The organism is Acidaminococcus sp. (assembly GCF_057597765.1).
The window spans coordinates 1-17,769 of sequence record NZ_DBMBXK010000021.1 but is presented as its reverse complement, the minus strand read 5'-3'; the positions used below and the strand labels follow the sequence as shown (position 1 = coordinate 17,769).

Genomic DNA, 17,769 nt, shown 5'->3' with positions numbered 1-17,769 from the left:
GTATTATGTGGGTTTTGGTCGATTTACATTATACCTAAAGGATGAGCATATGGCTCATTTTTATGAAATTATCTTTTTACACCATTATATGGACGTTACCTATTTTTGAGTTGAGATGTAAGCTAGCGAGCGATATTTCCCGTGCCTTATTTTTCTTCTATATTGGCCAAAAAATCATTGTCACCAATGGCTTTATAAAAAAGACAATGAAAACACCACAGAAGGAAATCCGTCTGGCACAAGAACGTCGAGCCGATTACATCAGACGAATGGAGGAGGCAAAATGAAAACTTTAAAAGAATTCAAAGCGGAACAAATGAAAGATCCTGATTTCGCTTCCGCTTATATGGAACTTGAACCCGAGATGAATATCATCCGTGCTATTGTGGACGCAAGAATTAATCAACACCTTACCCAGAAGGAATTAGCTGCAAAAGCTGGGATTGCACAAACAGAAATCAGCCGAATCGAAAATGGAACCCGCAATCCATCCCTAAAAATCCTGCAACGTTTAGCAGAAGGAATGGGAATGGTTTTAAAAATATCCTTTGAGCCCAAAAAGAAATTAAGTGTATAAAATCTCCCCTGCCCAATTTTGAGCAGGGTCTTTTTTTATACAAACAGCAACCCCCTGGAGTCATAAACACTCTCATGGGCATTGTTTCCGCACCGGATGGCCCGGTCCAGGCCCATGATGGTGGCAATGGCCCCGTCTATTTTTTCCGTGGACTTTTCCTTGTCTGCCTTGATGTTGCCAGCAGGATCTCTCCGGATGTAGATGTTATCCATCATCCATCGAAGGACTGGATGCCCTCCATGAGCAATGCGCTGCTCCAGCGTGAGCTTCATAAGCTCCTTGGTGGGAGGGCTCATGTCCTTGAATCCCTGTCCGAAGGGGACCACCGTAAAGCCCATTCCTTCCAGGTTCTGGACCATCTGTACGGCACCCCATCGGTCAAAGGCGATTTCCTGGATATTGAACCGTTCACCCAGTTTCTCGATGAACTTTTCAATATACCCGTAGTGGATGACATTTCCTTCTGTGGTCTGGATGAATCCCTGTTTGGCCCAGATGTCGTACATCACATGGTCCCGCTTTACCCTAAGGGGCAGGGTTTCTTCCGGCAGCCAGAAGTAGGGCAGGATGCAGTACTTGTCCTGGTCGTCCAAAGGAGGGAACACCAGCACAAAGGCGGTAATGTCCGTGGTGCTGGAAAGGTCCAGGCCGCCATAGCAGATCCGGCCTTCCAGATCTTCCTCCCGCACCGGAAAAGCACAGGCATCCCACTTGTCCATAGGCATCCACCGAACAGACTGCTTCACCCATTGGTTCAGCCGCAGCTGACGGAACACATTCTCTTCGCTGGGTGTCTCTTTGGCGGATTCACAGGCGGCCTTCACTTTGTCGATTCCCACGGTGATCCCCAGGGAAGGATTGGCTTTCTTCCACACCTTCGGGTCGGTCCAGTCATCCTGTTCCGCAGCCCCGTAAATCACCGGGTAGAAGGTGGGATCATGCTTCCGCCCTTCCAGGATATCCATGGCCTTTTGGTGGACTTCGTAGCAGATGCTGTGGGTATCCGTCCCTGCTGTGGTAATGAGGAAGTACAGAGGCTGCATCCGGGCATCCCCGGAACCTTTAGTCATCACGTCGAATAGTTCCCGGTTGGGCTGGGTGTGGAGCTCATCAAACACCACCCCATGGATGTTGAACCCGTGCTTGGAGTAAGCTTCTGCAGACAAAACCTGGTAGAAGCTGTTGGTGGGACGAAACACCATCCGCTTCTGGGAAGACAGGATCTTGACCCGCTTGCTGAGAGCCGGGCACATCCGGACCATATCGGCCGCTACTTCAAAAACGATGGAGGCCTGCTGCCGGTCTGCGGCACAGCCATAGACTTCGGCCCCTTCTTCCCCGTCCCCGCAACAGAGCAGGAGTGCCACAGCTGCGGCCAGCTCACTGTTATGGGTCGGTATAAAAGACCGCCCTGCAAGGTAGCAATGGCTCCGGCTGTCCACCTGGATGCACTGCATGGGGACTTTTTCCTTCATCGGCTCGATGCTCTCCAGATAATGGAAAAGGGAGCGTGTCTTTTTCACACGTTCCCTCTTCCGGCTGCTTTTTCTTTTCAGTTGTGATGTCGGTTGGTCAGAAAATGAAGTGAACCGGATGACATAGAGCGTTTCCCCGGTGGGTTTGCCATACCGCAGGGAAGGCCCTTCCGTCATGGCGTTCTTGATGCCAAGACTCCAGAGCAGTTCCCGCACATCAAGGGCAAGCTGCCTGATCGTGCTGGTATAGGTACTCTGTGCTTTTTTGTCCCCGATGCTCCCGTCAGAATCCACAAGGCCCTGGAGAAGTCGCCAGCGCTGTGCCTCGGATGCCCGAAGATATTCCGGACGGATCCTTTTATCCCGGAAGGTCGGTACGAGGATGTCCCGCAATTCATCAAAATACACCACATCGCTCCCGCCGCACTTCTGTGGATAGCGGTTATGCGTTTCATAAGGAATATGGGACAGGACTTCTTCCACGTCCTCTGTCCGGATGGTGATGCAGGGTTCGTTGGCACATCCATTCCCCAGCCAGTATCCGTAAAGGTACGGATCAAGGGGGAACTGTGCGGGAAGCGTCTGCAGAGGGCTGGCAACGGGGATTCGGATTAAGGACCGACGCGCTTCGGGGGTTCCTGTAAAACGTTCTCTGTATGCCCTGACCTTTTTATAGATCTCTCCTGTGGTCCATTCCTTTTTCTTCCGTTTCCCGTGAATGTATTCCACATCCCACAAATGGCGCTTTCCGGCCACAATGGAGGAACCGTCCCGGAAGGTCAGGCGATAGGCCTGTTCCGTGTCATCCACCGCGCTTTTGGCCACGATATGGCAAGGGGTTCCCGTTTCATCAAATACCCGGTCTCCCACCGTAAGTTCTCCCATGGTCTTCCAGCCATCAGGAGTCGGGATCGGCGTATCAAGGGCCAGCTGCTTTCCCTGCTTCTTGGGGATCTCGATATAAGCCGTGTTAAACTGCCGATAGCCATTGGGCTTTACCGTCCCGAACAGATCTCGGATAATCTGTTCCTGCCAGTCAATCAGTTCGAAAGGATGGCCGGCCCAGGTCCCCTTGGTGTGGCACAGGCTCTCGATGAAGGCTACGGCGTAATCTGCCAGTTCCTTGTTATAGGTGGACGTTTTGGCTTTGAATTTGGTGGGCTTGTACTTTTTAAGTTTCCGCATGGGGCCTCCCTCCTTTCATAGAAAATACCCATAAGAAAAGGAGCCTGCAGGCTCCTTGTTTATCCCCGTTTCTCAAAGGCTGAAGAGGAAGGCGGGGACTTTTTCGTATTCGCCGGTCTGGAAATCCCGTTTGGATCCGTGGACTTCGGTCATGCCTTTCAGGGTGCATCCCATCTGGGTGAAGGCCCAGGAAACCTGGATGGCGCTGGACCAGGTGGAGGAGAAGGTGAATTCGGCCACCCCAAATTCCCGGAAGATCCTGATCACTTCTTCCGGCTTCCGGTAAATTCCGGAAAGGTCAATCCGGCTGTTCCCCTGCTGTTTCATTTCGCTGTAAAGCCGCATCATGTCTCCGAAGGCTTCCCCTTCCACCCGAACTTCCTGGAGAAGATCCTGGTGGGAATCCTGGCAGGCGTCCATGGCCTTGGTATCTCCGGCTTTTTCTGCTGCATCAAACTTTCTTTCCAGTTCCTCGTGCCGTTCGTAGAATCTTTCCAGCATTTCCATCTTTGTCATTTTGTTTTCCTCCTTGTGATTGTGTACCTTTGCCTTTTGGCATGTACATATATCACTCTAAAGACAGAGAATAGCAAGTAAGTATACAAGGAGAGAAACAGGGCCTTGCGGCCCCATTCCCTGTCTGTGGCTATCTCCTTCAGGCGGCATTTCTCCAGGCGGAATTCCCGGCCAGGTGTTTCAGCATGTGCAGCCGGCAGGTCTTGAATTCGTCTCCGATGAGCCCCAGCCGGAGCATCCAGCACCGGAAGGCGTATTTTTCGTTGTCCGTTTCCGTCTTTCTGGAGGAGGCTTTCTTCTGGGTCAGGGCCTGATGGGCCACCGCCAGGCAAAACTGGATGTATGCCTTGATCTCCCCGGCGTGGAGGGTGCCGTTGAAAAGCCGGAATTCCACCGTCCCTTTGGTAAAGGTGGCGTGGAGGTTGAGGCCGTGGTACCGGCTGCTGTTGTAATGGTTTTCTCTGCCAAAGGGTGCCTGGAGGTACCACACATCGGCGAAGGCTTCCATGGTCTTGGGCTGTTTTTTATTCAGTTCATTCAGGAATTCTGCATCCGTTTTCCGGCAGTATCTGCCTTCCCGGATCGGGTCGATCTGGAGGGCATGGTAGATCATGTCTTCCTTGCTGGCCATCAGGTTCACCAGGTTCCGCAGGGTTTTCGGGGTGAACTTCTCGGCACCCACATGGATGTGGATCCCGCAGGAAGTGTTCACCATGGCCCCTGCTTTTCTCAGGGTCCGTACCATTTCCTGCAGCTTCGGAATGTCGTCGTAGGAAAGGATGGGGCTCACCACTTCCGTGCGGTATTCCGTAGAGGCGCTTTCAATCCGGCCGCCCACTTTTCTCTGGGCATGGATGCTGGAATCGCTCATGGCCTTCCAGGTCCGGCCCAGGTCGTCGGTGGCGGTCCAGGTGTCGTAGACTCCGCCCTGGTGGGTTCCCCAGCCTGTTCCGAAGAAACCGGCCATCAGGTTGGCAGCCTTTTCTCTCGTAATCCCCGTCATTTCCATTTCAATTCCGAAGTGCAGTGTTTTCATAATTCTCGTCATCCTTTCGCTAAGGTTGTGTGTTCTTTGGCATGTGTATATATCACTCTAAACGCACATAATAGCAAGGGATTTTGAGAATAATTATTAACTATTTTGCTTCTTTATTCAGTTTCTGTACTTTATCCACCCCATGGATCACATTCAGGTGGGATCCGTTGTCCCAATCCACCAGAAGGGACCCCATATCGTCCACACCGGTCACCGTTCCTTCCGTCCCCAAAGGCGGCGCCTGGGAATCATCCATCCGGATCAGCCGGACCCGGGTGCCGGCAGGGTACTCCCGTTTCAGGAATTCCAGCATCTCTTTATTGAGAAATCTCATGGCATTTCACCCCATCCCGATAAGCTGCCGATCCCCTGAGGTTTTCCAGCAGGATCTTCCGGCATTCCTTGTATTCCTGTCCGATGAACCCCAGCCGCAGGAGGAAGCATCGGAAGGTGTATTTCTCATTGAGCACTTCGTGCTCTTTGGCGATGATCCGTTTGGATTTCTTGGCCATTTGGCAAAGGGCTGTCACCAGTTTGGCATAGGCCTGGGCTCTGGCGCTGTCAGTTCCATGGAACCATGGGAAAGAAATCTTCCCGTCAGAGCGTTGGATGGTCAGGTCATCGGTCCCCAGGGCCTTTTTGAAAAGGCTAGCTTTGGAAGCCACCAGGTTCTGAAGTTTGGTAAACTCCTCTTCCGTCAGATCGTCCGGCAGGGAAATGGTCAGGGTATCGGCCCCCTCCGTTTCCGGTTCTTCTGCTGGTTCCAAATCATCCTGAGCCGATTCTGTTTCCGGGGTTTCTTCCGGTTCCTCCACCGGTTCCGTGGTCTCCGGAGTCGTTTCCTCTAAAAAATCCACCGGTTCTGCAGGCTGGATTCCCAGGTTCACCAGTTCCTTCACCACCTTTTGGAGAAGGTCGGCGTCTTCACATTCCACGGTTCCGAATTCCTCCACCCGAATGCTGCCGATCTGGTAGGCCCGGGTGGGAAGAAACAGGTATTTCGCCTTTGTGCAGGTAATGTCGCTGATGGCCTGCACCAGTTCTTTTCTCGCTGCACCTTGTCTGTAGTATTCAACCTTCATTTTTAGTACCTCCTTAGGGTATTTTGGTACTGTTATTAATCACTCCAAAGGCGAATAATAGCAAGCAAAATGTGGCCCTTTTTGTACTTATTTTTCCGCACCTGCCACTTCCTGGTAGGTGCACTTTTTCCCGTCCCGAATCACATACACACTTTCTTTCTCCGTTTCATGGGAAGCCAGGTACCGCTTCACCGCTACATCCACGAACTTGGGTTCCAGCTCCACCCCATAACAGATCCGGCCCAGCTGGTCGCAGGCCATCAGGGTGGAAGCAGACCCCAGGAACCCGTCCAGCACCACCCCGTTGATCTGGCTGCTCAGCTTGATCAGATAGGCCAGCATGGGCACGGGCTTGCTGGAGGGGTGGCCGAAGCCGTCCTCCTTGCTGTTCTTGATCCCGTCAAACTCAAAGACCGCTTTCTGTTTCTGGTCCCCGTACCAGTTGTGCTTCCCGTCTTTCCGCCACCCGAAGATGATGGGCTCCATGTTGAACTTCCAATCGGTACGCATAAAGGGAGCTTTGGGCTTCTTCCAGATGAGCCCTGCCCCGACCTTAAAGCCTGCATCTTCGAAGGCATCGTAGAACACCCGGGCCTTCATGGTGGCATAGAACACATAGATGGAAGCATCCGCCGCCATGGTTTCATGGAAGCAGGTGAATGCCTTCTTCAGGAACTCGTACCCTTCCTGGTCGTTCAGGTCATCGTTCTTGATCTTCCCGGAGGTGCTCCGAAGGTTGACCAGGTACGGGGGATCCGTCAGCACCAGGTTGGGTTTCACCCCGTCCATGAGCTGAGCATAGGTTTCTGGCTTGGTGGAATCCCCGCACAGGACCCGGTGCTTTCCCAGCTGCCAGAGGTCTCCGTCTTTGGAAAACACCGGCTTCTGGAGTTCTTCTTCCACGTTGAAGTCGTCTTCTTTGGCTTCTGTTTCTTCATCGAAGATATGGGCGATTTCGTCATCGCTAAAGCCGGTGAGACTCACATCAAAGTCCGCTCCCTGGAGGGATTCAATTTCCACCCGCAGCATTTCTTCGTCCCATCCGGCATCCAGGGCCATCCGGTTGTCGGCCAGGATGTAGGCTTTCTTCTGGGCTTCGGTAAGGTAGTCCACCAGGACGCAGGGCACTTCTTTAATCCCTTCTTCCCGGGCTGCCATCACCCGGCCATGGCCGGCGATAATGTTCTTGTCCTTATCGATGATCACCGGGTTGATGAACCCGAATTCCCGGAGGCTGGCCCGGAGCTTGTTGATCTGTTCCGGGGAATGGGTCCGGGCATTATTTACATAGGGGATCAGCTCATCAATGGGGATGAGCTTCATCTCTTTGGTTGTTTTTTCCATACTTTCCTCCCTGTCATACCTTCCGCGACCGCAGCAGCCGCTCCATCACGTCATCCTGGGGCGTGTTGCCGGCAAACTCCACGGAGCAGTTTTCCTTCACCACCTGGTAGATCTGATACCAGATCTGGTTCACCTGCTTCATGTAGTTCTGGCCCATGGTCACGTATGGAGAAGCAATGGCCGCATTGGTGGTGGGGTGCTTGGCCAGGAACCCGTATTCCGAAATGGCGTGTTCGCACTGGATCCACCGGGAGACGGCCATGGCGTACTGGCTGATGAGCTGAGGGCTCACCAGCTTTTCGCAGTGCCGGGCCTTGAGCCACAGCCAGGTTTCCCGATAAATTTCTTCGGCTTCCAGCTTCCCGCCGTTCCGCTGCTTTTCCTTCATGTAGGCTTTGGGTTCCGGCATATCTTCTCCGTTAAGGTCCGCCCCTTCCGGCAGGTCCATCACTTTGAGAGGCCGTTTCCCCGGATTGTCCGGCAGTTTATCCAGCAGGGCCCTGGGTTTCCGCCCCTGGCCGACTCTGAGTCCGCCCCGCATGGTTCCGTCTTTGGCTATTTTTCACACCCCCCTTATTTCCATGGGTCAATACCTTGTTTGAATACGCGTTTTTTGCGCGCGTGACCCCTCGCCCGTTCTGGGTTTGCGGGCTTTCAGAGATTCATACTCCCCCCTGGGTATACGACTTTGTTTCAGATTTAACATTTTAAAACTCCACTTTTTTATGCCACCTGTCTCCCCGTTTGGCATGGATCCGGGCATGGCAGGCTTTGCACAGAGCAATCAGGTTGTTCCAGTCGTGGGTCCCGCCTTCCGCCAGGGGCTTCTTGTGGTGGACTTCTTCCGCCACCACGTACCGGCCGTTCTTGAGACACAGCTCACAGAGAGGATGGCTGGCCACGTAGGCATCCCGGATCTTCTTCCAGGTCCTGCCGTACCGTTTCTTTGTACCAGGGTTTCGTTCATACTTTTCGTACCGCTTGTCCATGATCTTCTGGTGCGTCTCGCAGTACCGGCCGTCCGTCAGGTTCGGGCAGCCTGGGAAGGAACAGGGCCGTTTCGGTTTTCTAGGCACAGCTGCCACCTCCTTTCGGGCATGAAAAAAGCCTTGTAGGATTCTTATATCCCGCAAGGCTTCTCTTTATTCCCTTTTCTGGTGATTCTATCATACCACGAAGGGGCTGTTGAATTCTAGTGCATTGTTACTGCATTTTACTGCACTCCTCCAAAATTTTTTCAACGGCTGCCACCCCATCACTGTGGACGGCATAAACCCACCGGATTCCTTTGCCCATGCTCCGGGCAATATCCTCCCAGGCATCGAAGTGGATGTACCGGTCCCGGAGGACCAGCCGCTGGGCTTCGTCTTCCACCCGGTCGATGACCTGGCCGATCTCATACTTCAGGTCCACCAGCCGGTCCACTTCCTGGTTGATCTCCTGCTCCCGCTCCCAGATCTTCTCGATGGTCCGGACGAAGGGAGCTTCCGTGGGCCGGTTGGGGTTGTGGCTTTCTTCCAGGCCGGCTGCGGAGATCCCCAGGCACAGGTGCCGGAGCTCAGCCACCTCCCGCAGGTTGCTCTCTATTTTCTTATCCAGGTAGAATCCCTGTTGCAAGTACTCTTTCGCGTTCATGCTTTTCCCTCCAAATCCGCTTTGACGGCTTCAATCAGAGCCGCTTGGGAACTGTCTTTCTTTTCCAGGGCTTTTAGAATCCGTTCGTCCATGGTGCCCTTTGTCACAATGTGCTGGACGATCACCGTCCGGCTGTTTTGCCCCTGTCTCCAGAGCCGGGCCACCGTCTGCTGGTAGAGTTCCAAACTCCAGGTGAGTCCGAACCAGATCAGGATGGACCCGCCCTGCTGCAGGTTGAGGCCGTGACCGGCAGAAGCCGGATGGATCAGGGCCACCGGGATCTTCCCGGCATTCCAGTCGGCAAAGTCCCTGCTCTCCTTCAGTTCCCTGGCTTCCATCCTCTGACAGATCCGTTCCCGGTCGTGCCGGAACCAGTAGGCCACCAGCACCGGCCGGCCATTGGCACTTTCCACCAAATCCTCCAGGGCATCCAGCTTCCGATCGTGGAGATGGATGGTCTTTCCGTCATCGGTGTAGATGGCTCCATTGGCCATCTGGGTCAGCTTCAGCGTAAGGGAAGCCGCATTGGCTGCCGTCACCTCGCCTCCCGGAAGTTCCAGCACCAGGGACTTTTTGAAGTCATTATACCGCTTCCGCTCTGTGTCCGATAAATTTACCTCAGAACGGACGTTCACCAAGTCCGGCATCTGCAGATAGTCTGTGGCCTTCATGGATACGGTGATGTCCGCGATCTTTTTGTAGATGGCCTCTTCCGCTCCCGGCAGGGGCTTGTAGGAAAACACCACCATCCCGTTCCGCTTGTCCGGCTGGAAGTAGGTGTTCCGGTACTGGCTGATGTATCTCCCCAGCCGCTCTCCCATGTCCAGGAGCCGGAACTCCGCCCACAGGTCCATGAGGCCGTTTCCACTGGGCGTCCCCGTGAGGCCCACGATCCGTTTCACCTTGGGCCGCAGGGCCTTCATGGCTTTGAACCGCTGGGCCTGCGGATTCTTGAAAGAAGACAGTTCGTCCAGTACCACCATGTCAAAATCCAGCCGGCAGTTCTTACAAAGCCACACCAGGTTCTCCCGGTTCACGATGTAAAGGTCCGCTGGCTTCTGGAGGGCCCGCCTCCGTTCCGTCACGGACCCCACGACCACGCTGCAGGTCAGGTCCTTCAGGTGGTCCCACTTCCGGATTTCTTCCGGCCATGTATCTCTCGCTACTCTGAGGGGTCCAACGATCAAAACCCGGTGGACTTCAAAGGAGTCATACATCAAATCCCGAATAGCCGTCAAGGTTGTCACTGTCTTGCCGAACCTAAGCCCATATCCAGCAAGAGAGCCGTCACCGGGTGGGTCTTGATGTACTCGGTGGCGTATTTCTGGTACGCATGGGGTATGAACTTCATTGGGCATCACCTTCTTCCATGATCTTCTGCAGCAGTCCAGGGATGTCTTCCATGGCATCCAGGACGAACACCTGAAACCCCATCTCCCGCAGCATGGCATGTCGGCTCACCTGCAGCAGCCGTGGTTTCTTCCCTGGTGCCTTCACTTCCACAAATCCCATCACTCCATGGGGCAAGAGGACCAGCCGGTCCGGCATGCCGGAAAACGATGGAGAAACGAACTTCACCGCCAGTCCGCCTTTCTTCCTCGTTTCTGTCACCAGCTTTTGTTCTATTTGCTTTTCACTCTTCATGATTCACCTCCGGTATCGGGTCAACAAGATTAAACGCGGCATAGGCGGCAGAGAGGAAGTTTGTGATAGGCTTCTCCTTATAGGTCCAGACGATCTGGCCACGGCACTTTACGCCGAGATGTTTTGGATTGCGGCGGCTTCGTCCAATGAGAATCTGCTTCCCGTGATAAGTGAGACGCCAGCCATGCGTGGTCTGCTCCCATTTGCGTTCTGGAAAACTGCGTTTCCGTTTGGAACGGTTCCGCATAAGCCGTTCCCGTTCCCTGGCGGCAAGGATATCCCCTTCCATGACTCCGGCGCAGATGCAGCCAACGGCTACATCCTCAAAGTAGTCAGGATGCCCCATCACATGCACAAACCGTACCTTCCTGCAGCCGCAGAGCTCACAGGTGTGAAGCGGCGCCTCCATGTCATCTTCTCGTACATCATAAACTCCCTGGCAATGCCATCCTGAGAGCGGTGCTCCCCATTCGCGTAATATTTTCTGGCAGCGGGCAAAATAACTTTTGTCCATTCCGTCACCAGTAATTTTTTCCTTTGGATCATTATCCATAGTGCTAAGACCCCCGTATTTTCTAGCTTTTGGAGTATTGTCCATTTTGTCCATTTTGTCCCTATATATATAGATTTATGTATTTAATAGAAGAAATAGAATAAATAAATAAGTAAGTACTTTTTACTTTTTATAAGGTTTTGGACAAAAAGGACAATACCCTTAAACCCACATGCTACCTTCCTCCAGCTGTCCCAGAAAAGCAAGGACAAGCTCTGGACAAAAGGACAGAACCCAGTCAATGCTCCTTCAACCAGGGGTTGATGTCATATTTTGGGAGTGGCGGTCTGCCTGTGCCTGTGTATTTCTGCGGCTGCTGCATGATGTACCCGTAATCCTCAAGGAAGTCCAGAACCGGCTGGATGCTGTCCACGGTCTTAAATCTCCGGCACATGCGCATAGCTTCTCGCCTGTCAAATGTGGTGAGATGCCGCTCCCTGAGTTTCTGGAGAATCAGATTTCCGTTCCGATACATGTCATTTTCCGGAAGTACGGAATAGGCTGCCTGTGCATGGTTGAGATAATATTTCCCAAGACGTATCGCATCTGACATGGTTTTCCCGGTGACGGACAAGGCATCCTGCACCATAAGAAAGTCATGGCTTTGGTAAACGGAAGCCCTGCAAAGGAGTCCGGATATGCGCAGTACATTGCCGACAAGCTTTCCGGCCCAGTCAGCCATTTCTGCATAGTCGTTTGTGAGCTTCGGCTCCAGCCAGTTTGCGAATGCTTCAAGCTCCCTGTCCGCTTCCGGAGAGAGTGTGATGGTCTGCGGTTTTTCCGGATACTCATCTTCCAGGAGATTCACCACAAGCTGTTCATAGCCGCGGTAGGTTTCGTCCGTCACAGCTTTACTCCGATACTTTCTTTTTCCCACTGACGAGACTGGCATGCTGTACAGGAACCTCGCCGTAAGGCCGCGTCCCCGGAATGTGGTGTTGCTCAATACGGCAGAGACCACGTTCGGCTGTGCCATCAGGAGGATCGTCAGTGCCGGATCCATAATGCTTTCGCTCTCGCGCCCGATACGGTCCACACGGATCGTATCTCCGGAGTACCCCTTCAGCATGACATCGATATTGACCGTCTTCGTATAGATACCGGAGAGGGTGTCAAAGATACCTCCTTCACTGGAAATGAGAGCTGCATGGCCGTGATTTTTGGCAATGACGGCTACCAGTTTTTCAGTGGTGATGTCGTCCACATAAAGCTGCATGGGGCTTACTTCCTCAAAGTCAGCGGCCTCCTGTGCGATACGTTTCAGCTCTTCCGGTTCGGCATTTCCCTTGGCGACCTTGTCTTCGAGCGCCTTCTGCCTGCGTTCCAGGACACGTTTCTGCATCTTCCCGGCCTCCACCGTGGCGGCATTTTGCTTGTTATACTCGGTCTCGTAATCGTTGACCGGCTGCAGCATGAGATGCAGGACGGATGACTTTCTTTCCGACGGCGGAGCAATCACAATCGCATAAGTGTTGAGCGGCTCCACCCAGCCAGGCTTTCCCTGGATCCGGTATTTCTTCTGCAGACAGGTCGAAAGTACGGAAAGTACGATGCTCCCCGCCATATCCACAGGTGTCTGTGTGCTTTCCGCTACGGCCCTCACATAATCAGCAATCGGCTGCGGCAGCGCATCGACCGGGAATGGAGCCATTGTGAAACGTGATAATGGCAGTGGCTCGCTCCATCCGGGATAGGGATTGTTGTATTCCTGCGGACTGACATACCCTTCACTGCCTTCGATTTTATCTCTGAAAAACTTCACTGCACTTTTCCAGATGGTTCCCAGTTCCTTCTCCGAAAGAGGAGGTTCGCACTGGGCAGCCCGTTCCAGATAGGCTTTATAGGCCTTGTCCGTATCTCCATACCGCTTCAGCACCCGGCCGGCAAAGTGGGACATGGCATTGTTGCGGCTGCCTTCCGGGATGGAACTCCCGGTATAGAAAGGAGCTTCCGTCTGGCTGGGTTCTGCAGGTTCCAGGCCGGTCAAAAATTCCGTAATGGTTTGCGCCCCTTCCTGCCAGAAGATTTCTTCCGGCACCACTTCCGTGCCATACAGGAACCGGGCCGCATCCAGGGCCTGGCCGTCAAAGAAGGAAAACTGCTCCCGGATTCCCTGTTTCAGTGCCGTATAGGCTTTTTCGTCCTGCACTTCCGGGATGGGAAAATACGCGTGGAACCGGGGCCGGGCTTTCCGGCCTTCCTTGGCTTTTCCGTTGTTCCGGGAAGGGACGATGGCCACAGCCACATTCGGCAGCATGGTGAGGAGCTTTTCCCCCGTCACCCACTCTTCCGGGTTCTCCGTGTGGTCGTTGTCGCAATCCATCACTGCCACATCGGACCAGAGGAAATTGTCCCGGCTCCGATAGCTGTTCTTGTAGGCGGCGCAGACATGGTCGAAGGCTGCCGCCTCTTGTAACGCCTGGGCATCCTGGATTTCCCGTTTCTGGGGATATCGGCAGTTGGATTCCCGGCCGGTGCAGGATGCGGTAAATAAAGTAAATTTCAACTAAATCACCTCATAGATATACTTGATAGGTTTCCCCTTTTTCCGGGCCTGCCGGATCTCCAGTTCCATCCCCGGGGAGAGGGTTTCCCCAAAGACCCAGAGTTCCGCGCACTTGGACAAAAGCGCCAGCCCCATGAAAAGGGCCAGGTCCCGTTCCGTCCTTTCGTCCAGGAACTGGGGCAGGAGCAGATGGGGAGCTACGGGGATGCACCCCTGGTCTGCGGCATACCGGCAGCAGCTCCTGGCCCGCAGGATATTCCCTTCCACGTCCCCTGCATAGGGTGAACAGACGTACACAATTGGTCGGAAAGGGAACCGGGGTGGCTCTGTATTCCGGATGGCCTGGTAAGCCGTGGGATCCGGGTAGTGTTCGGAGTTACGCTTCAGGTCTTTCTCCACGTTGCACCTCCATCATTTCCCGGGAACAGTCTTCGCACATGACCGATGTGCCAAACAGGTCACCCCGGCCATCTCCCAGCACGTCCTCCAGGTTCACAGAGACCTCCCTGCCGCAGACCGGGCAATGGCAGAACACATTCTCATCGTTGATTTCCACCTTCACTTCCAGCGAATCGTTGATGGTTTCCTTCACATAAAACATAGTTTACCCCTCCAGTTCTGTCTTGTAATAGGCCATGAGCAGCTGTTTGCGCTGCTGGAAGTCTGGGCAGGAATACAGTAACCCGTAATCCAGGTGCTGCAGTCGGTCCAGGGCATGGATCTGCTGTGCCGTAAGATATGGCCGGATGCTCTGCCCTTTTTCGATGCCGTTAGCCAGCCGGAACTGTTTGGCCGACATCCTGAGAACGATGCGGTTCAGCATGTCGCATTCATTGCTGAAATGGTAAGGTTTCGGGCATTCATGCAGGCGGCAGATCATGTCCGTCAGCATCGGGAATTCCTGCCGGGCAGACAGGAGTGACCGGACACATTGTTCCATCTCATTGAAACGCTGGATGTAGAGTTCCTTGAAGTGCATCGCCTTCGGGCCTGTATAGCCCATGACCAGCATCGTGAAGCCATCGCGGGTAAGCAGGTATCGTGGCAGTTTTCTGCCTTTGGCATCACGATATGTACTGGACTCAAAGTTGGATGCAATGAACGTTTCACTCAATCCAGATTTGGATTCAGTGATTTTTGCGATATCACGCAGAACATGGAAATGCTGTTTATCAAAAACATCAGCGACAAACAGGCTGTCGACCCTTGGCACACCTCCCTGATCAGCAAACACACCAAGCTCATCTTCTGGGATCAAATTTTTCATAGCGGATTCCACCTTTCGTTACAAAGTTTCGAGGATTTTTTCCTCTCACCAGTAACAGGACAGAATCCGCTGGTTTAAGTACTCGAAAAGAGATATTTTTTATCCGGATCTCCGGTTGTCATTCCAAGATGGCTTCTCTATAATATTGTTATAGAAAGATCCGTTTCGAGCCTGATGATTTCCTGTTGCAGAAAGAAAAAGCGGTCACAAGTGTAATTCCTGCTTGTGGCCGCTTTTCTTTATTTCTTAGTCCTTCTGGTAAAACTCACATTCATACCCATCCGCCCGCAGCACGAGCCCTTCTGCCCATGGAGGGGTCCGGCCCATCTGATCACAGATGGCGTCTACACTGACGTTTTTCTCACATTCGATGATCAATTCATCATGGACGTGGCCCACAATGGCACAGCACCGGAGGGTCTGCATGGCATAGCAGAGGATGTCCCTGGCCGTTCCCTGAACGATGTTTTCCACGAACTTTGGTCCGTAGCTTTCCAGCCGCTCCCATTTTTTTGATGCCCCGATGCCTTCGTAAGTTACGGATTCTCCGCCGAACTTGTTCTCCCCGATCCGGGGCTTTACGTAGGAAAGCCGCCGCCCGCTGGGAAGTTCGATGAACAGCATGCCGCTCTTGCAGAAGAAGCGGAGGTTGTTGACCTGGACGGGGATCCTCTTTTTGATGGCGGTCTTCACAGCCTTATCCACCTGCCACCAGAAATCCACGATATGAGGATTGGCGGCCCGCCAGGATTGGACCAGGGGCCCCAGTTCCTCTTCCGGGATCCCCATCTCCATGGCCCCCATGGCCTTCAACGCACCAACCGATCCGCCATAGCCACAGGCCAATTCCGCAATCTTCCCCTTTTGGCGAAGGTCCCCATTCACCCCGTGTTTCACCACGGGCATCCCAAACATCTGGCTGGCCGTTGAGCAGTAGATATCCTTTCCGGCTGCAAAGGCTGCGGATTTCCACTTCTCCCCGGCCATCCAGGAAATGACCCTTGCCTCAATGGCCGAGAAGTCCGAGACCACAAACTTCATCCCTGGCCTGGGTACAAAGGCTGTCCGAATCAGCTGGGACAACACATCCGGCACAGAATCATAGAGCAGCTCCAGTGCCTCGTAGTTCCCCTGGCGCACCACCTCCCGGGCTTCAGAAAGGTCCGGCAGATGGTTCTGGGGAAGATTTTGCAATTGTATGAGTCTGCCACTGTTTCCCGTAATCCAAACCTTTCCGTTCCTGCGAACAAGAAAATACCCGGTTGACGTAACGGCACAGTATACTTTCCCTGTAAAATCAGAAATCGTTGGTTTATTTCGAATCTCATGGGTACCTGAACTGTTCAGCCAAATATCCAGTACATAGGCATCCTTCCAATTTTCATGAAGCTTAGAATGTTTTTTGACTCTCATATTGCAGGTACGCCCGCTCATGTGGGCCAGTGCTTGTACGATGTCAGCATTTTGTTTATTACATGTCGTATACTGGATGCTGTTCGGTGCAGGATAATAGCCATCCCAATTAGGAAGTTCATCGAAGAAGATATCCGGATTTTCTTCAAAGAGCCAAAATCCGAATGTCTTTGACCTAAACTGACGAAGCCAAAGAGGTACTGCTCTTGCTGGGATTGAGATAACAGTCGTTCCATGCTTATCCTCGTCAGCCATCGTAAAAGGAATTTCAGCCTTTCGAAGCAACATCTTGCACCTCTCAATTTTCCGTTTCTTTCTGAAGTGGTAACGGATAGCTCCATCGGCAGTATAAAATCCATCTGCCTGAGTCATGATAATTACACGAAGCCATGCGGGACTTGCGCATCCCCTGTAATAGCGATATCCGTTCAAGGGAATTGTAGGACGACAAGAGGCCATTTCTTCTACCGTCATATCTTTCCAAGGTTTGTCATTTCTCGGCTTTGCTCTCATCTTGTGGTCCGGGGTGCTGCACTGATCGATACGGACATCGGTGTACGTGTACATTTTTCCGTTATAATCAAAACTAACCTGCTTAGCTGCCTGAAAGGAAACAGCACAAGAATTGGCGTTCCAAACAGCAATTCTGCCGCCTTTCCAGGAATCCAAACGTTTCCATCCTGTATCCGTCAATACCTCATGGTCTCCAGTAAGACAAAACCTTCCAGTACGGTTCGCCCCGTAGAACTGGAACATACCCCTGGCCCTGCCATCCTTACAGGCCGTCATTTCCATGGCCTGGTATTTCTTCACCGAGGACTTGGCTAGTTTCTGCCGGAGCCAGAGAACGCTGCGCAAAGGCTCCTGGGCCGTTTTCAAAAGCTCCTGCACATTCTTCTTTCCCAGGGAATCCGTCTTCATACCGTGTTGTTCCAGCCAGTTCAGCATTTGGAGGACAGAATTGGGGTTCTCCAGGCCGGTCCGTTCCTTCAGGGCAGCCATCAGGCTTTTCCGGCTTTGGGCATCCAGGGCCACCGCCTGTCTGGCCAATTCCAGATCAATGGCAATGCCCCGATCGTTGATTTCCTGGTCCAAATGGTATTCCTCCCACACTTTTTCTGGCACCGGGTACTTCTGCAGCCTCTGCTGGATGGCCATTTCCACTTCTACATCTCGTTTGTTGTAGCTTTTGAACAGATTCCATTTGTCCAGGGCATGTTGAGGAAGATTCCTGGTCCGGCCGCCGTTGGTCTTGGTTTCCTTGCAGGGAACGCAAAAATACCGGATCAGTTCCCGCCCTTCCTTCATCTTCTGGTTGTCCAGATTCAGCACGGCTCCTACTCCCTCCAAGGAAAGAGGCAGCCCCAGATAGGCGGACCAGACCATGGAGCACTTCCATCCGGCCGGATTCAGGAACCGGGTACATTCCTGGGATAAATGCTCATGTACGGTAAGGAAGCAAGCAACCGAAAACAAGAGATAGACCGCCAGCACTACACTATTCCGAACCAAAGACCAAAAGATAAGCATTGTGGG

At 53.0% G+C, this 17,769-nt stretch carries 17 protein-coding genes and 2 pseudogenes; 2 read left to right on the top strand and 17 right to left on the bottom strand.

Annotated elements, in window-relative coordinates:
* Nucleotides 1-101: 101 nt before the first annotated feature.
* Both ACZOF8_RS10130 and ACZOF8_RS10125 read left to right on the top strand, forming a co-directional pair.
* Nucleotides 102-287: pseudogene (locus tag ACZOF8_RS10130) on the top strand (type II toxin-antitoxin system RelE/ParE family toxin); the annotation flags it as partial.
* Nucleotides 284-577 (top strand): helix-turn-helix domain-containing protein, encoded by a 294-nt coding sequence (locus ACZOF8_RS10125; RefSeq protein WP_012938432.1) that lies wholly within the window; start codon nucleotides 284-286, stop codon nucleotides 575-577. The pseudogene ACZOF8_RS10130 and the gene ACZOF8_RS10125, both read left to right, overlap by 4 nt.
* Nucleotides 578-612: 35 nt before the next feature.
* Here the strand turns inward: ACZOF8_RS10125 and ACZOF8_RS10120 are convergent, their stop codons facing one another.
* The 17 genes and pseudogenes from ACZOF8_RS10120 to ACZOF8_RS10040 all read right to left on the bottom strand — a co-directional run bounded on the left by ACZOF8_RS10120 (nucleotide 613) and on the right by ACZOF8_RS10040 (nucleotide 17,619).
* A complete protein-coding gene (locus tag ACZOF8_RS10120; protein WP_320597176.1) occupies nucleotides 613-3,237 on the bottom strand; it encodes a terminase large subunit in 2,625 nt (874 codons plus the stop codon).
* 72 nt (nucleotides 3,238-3,309) lie between these two features.
* Complete coding sequence (locus ACZOF8_RS10115) at nucleotides 3,310-3,753, bottom strand: DUF7698 family protein (protein ID WP_320597177.1); 444 nt, start codon at nucleotides 3,751-3,753, stop codon at nucleotides 3,310-3,312.
* A 139-nt stretch (nucleotides 3,754-3,892) separates the two neighbouring features.
* Nucleotides 3,893-4,789 (bottom strand): amidoligase family protein, encoded by an 897-nt coding sequence (locus ACZOF8_RS10110; RefSeq protein ID WP_441094264.1) that lies wholly within the window; start codon nucleotides 4,787-4,789, stop codon nucleotides 3,893-3,895.
* 100 nt (nucleotides 4,790-4,889) lie between these two features.
* Nucleotides 4,890-5,123: a DUF4314 domain-containing protein gene (locus tag ACZOF8_RS10105; protein WP_441094265.1), complete on the bottom strand. Its 234-nt coding sequence runs from the start codon at nucleotides 5,121-5,123 to the stop codon at nucleotides 4,890-4,892.
* The gene (locus tag ACZOF8_RS10100; RefSeq protein WP_320597180.1) at nucleotides 5,107-5,871 is read right to left on the bottom strand and encodes a virulence; all 765 of its coding nucleotides are present in this window, start codon (nucleotides 5,869-5,871) and stop codon (nucleotides 5,107-5,109) included. The genes ACZOF8_RS10105 and ACZOF8_RS10100 overlap by 17 nt, the downstream gene beginning before the upstream one ends.
* 87 nt (nucleotides 5,872-5,958) lie before the next feature.
* On the bottom strand, nucleotides 5,959-7,215 hold the full coding sequence (locus ACZOF8_RS10095; RefSeq protein WP_329777265.1) for a site-specific DNA-methyltransferase: 1,257 nt from the start codon (nucleotides 7,213-7,215) through the stop codon (nucleotides 5,959-5,961).
* 13 nt (nucleotides 7,216-7,228) lie between these two features.
* Complete coding sequence (locus tag ACZOF8_RS10090; protein ID WP_416182029.1) at nucleotides 7,229-7,756, bottom strand: P27 family phage terminase small subunit; 528 nt, start codon at nucleotides 7,754-7,756, stop codon at nucleotides 7,229-7,231.
* A 166-nt stretch (nucleotides 7,757-7,922) separates the two neighbouring features.
* The gene (locus tag ACZOF8_RS10085) at nucleotides 7,923-8,291 is read right to left on the bottom strand and encodes an HNH endonuclease (RefSeq protein WP_487426900.1); all 369 of its coding nucleotides are present in this window, start codon (nucleotides 8,289-8,291) and stop codon (nucleotides 7,923-7,925) included.
* Between the two features lie 127 nt (nucleotides 8,292-8,418).
* A complete protein-coding gene (locus ACZOF8_RS10080; protein ID WP_441094267.1) occupies nucleotides 8,419-8,850 on the bottom strand; it encodes a hypothetical protein in 432 nt (143 codons plus the stop codon).
* Nucleotides 8,847-10,201, bottom strand: a pseudogene (locus ACZOF8_RS10075) (SNF2-related protein). Before ACZOF8_RS10075 ends, ACZOF8_RS10080 begins: the two are co-directional and overlap by 4 nt.
* A complete protein-coding gene (locus tag ACZOF8_RS10070) occupies nucleotides 10,198-10,494 on the bottom strand; it encodes a VRR-NUC domain-containing protein (protein WP_329777277.1) in 297 nt (98 codons plus the stop codon). The pseudogene ACZOF8_RS10075 and the gene ACZOF8_RS10070 overlap by 4 nt, the downstream one beginning before the upstream one ends.
* Nucleotides 10,484-11,047: a hypothetical protein gene (locus tag ACZOF8_RS10065; RefSeq protein WP_329777278.1), complete on the bottom strand. Its 564-nt coding sequence runs from the start codon at nucleotides 11,045-11,047 to the stop codon at nucleotides 10,484-10,486. The genes ACZOF8_RS10070 and ACZOF8_RS10065 overlap by 11 nt, the downstream gene beginning before the upstream one ends.
* A 238-nt stretch (nucleotides 11,048-11,285) precedes the next feature.
* The gene (locus tag ACZOF8_RS10060; RefSeq protein WP_487426898.1) at nucleotides 11,286-13,370 is read right to left on the bottom strand and encodes a DUF3987 domain-containing protein; all 2,085 of its coding nucleotides are present in this window, start codon (nucleotides 13,368-13,370) and stop codon (nucleotides 11,286-11,288) included.
* A 183-nt stretch (nucleotides 13,371-13,553) separates the two neighbouring features.
* Nucleotides 13,554-13,952, bottom strand: a complete 399-nt coding sequence (locus tag ACZOF8_RS10055) for a DUF7768 domain-containing protein (RefSeq protein ID WP_487426897.1) — start codon at nucleotides 13,950-13,952, stop codon at nucleotides 13,554-13,556.
* Nucleotides 13,930-14,154 carry a hypothetical protein gene (locus ACZOF8_RS10050; RefSeq protein ID WP_441094919.1) on the bottom strand — a complete coding sequence of 75 codons (225 nt, stop codon included), beginning with the start codon at nucleotides 14,152-14,154 and terminating at the stop codon, nucleotides 13,930-13,932. The genes ACZOF8_RS10055 and ACZOF8_RS10050 overlap by 23 nt, the downstream gene beginning before the upstream one ends.
* A gap of 3 nt (nucleotides 14,155-14,157) precedes the next feature.
* Nucleotides 14,158-14,820 carry a Rha family transcriptional regulator gene (locus ACZOF8_RS10045; protein ID WP_199846828.1) on the bottom strand — a complete coding sequence of 221 codons (663 nt, stop codon included), beginning with the start codon at nucleotides 14,818-14,820 and terminating at the stop codon, nucleotides 14,158-14,160.
* Nucleotides 14,821-15,066: 246 nt separating this feature from the next.
* A complete protein-coding gene (locus ACZOF8_RS10040; RefSeq protein WP_487426903.1) occupies nucleotides 15,067-17,619 on the bottom strand; it encodes a DNA polymerase in 2,553 nt (850 codons plus the stop codon).
* Between the last annotated feature and the right edge of the window lie 150 nt (nucleotides 17,620-17,769).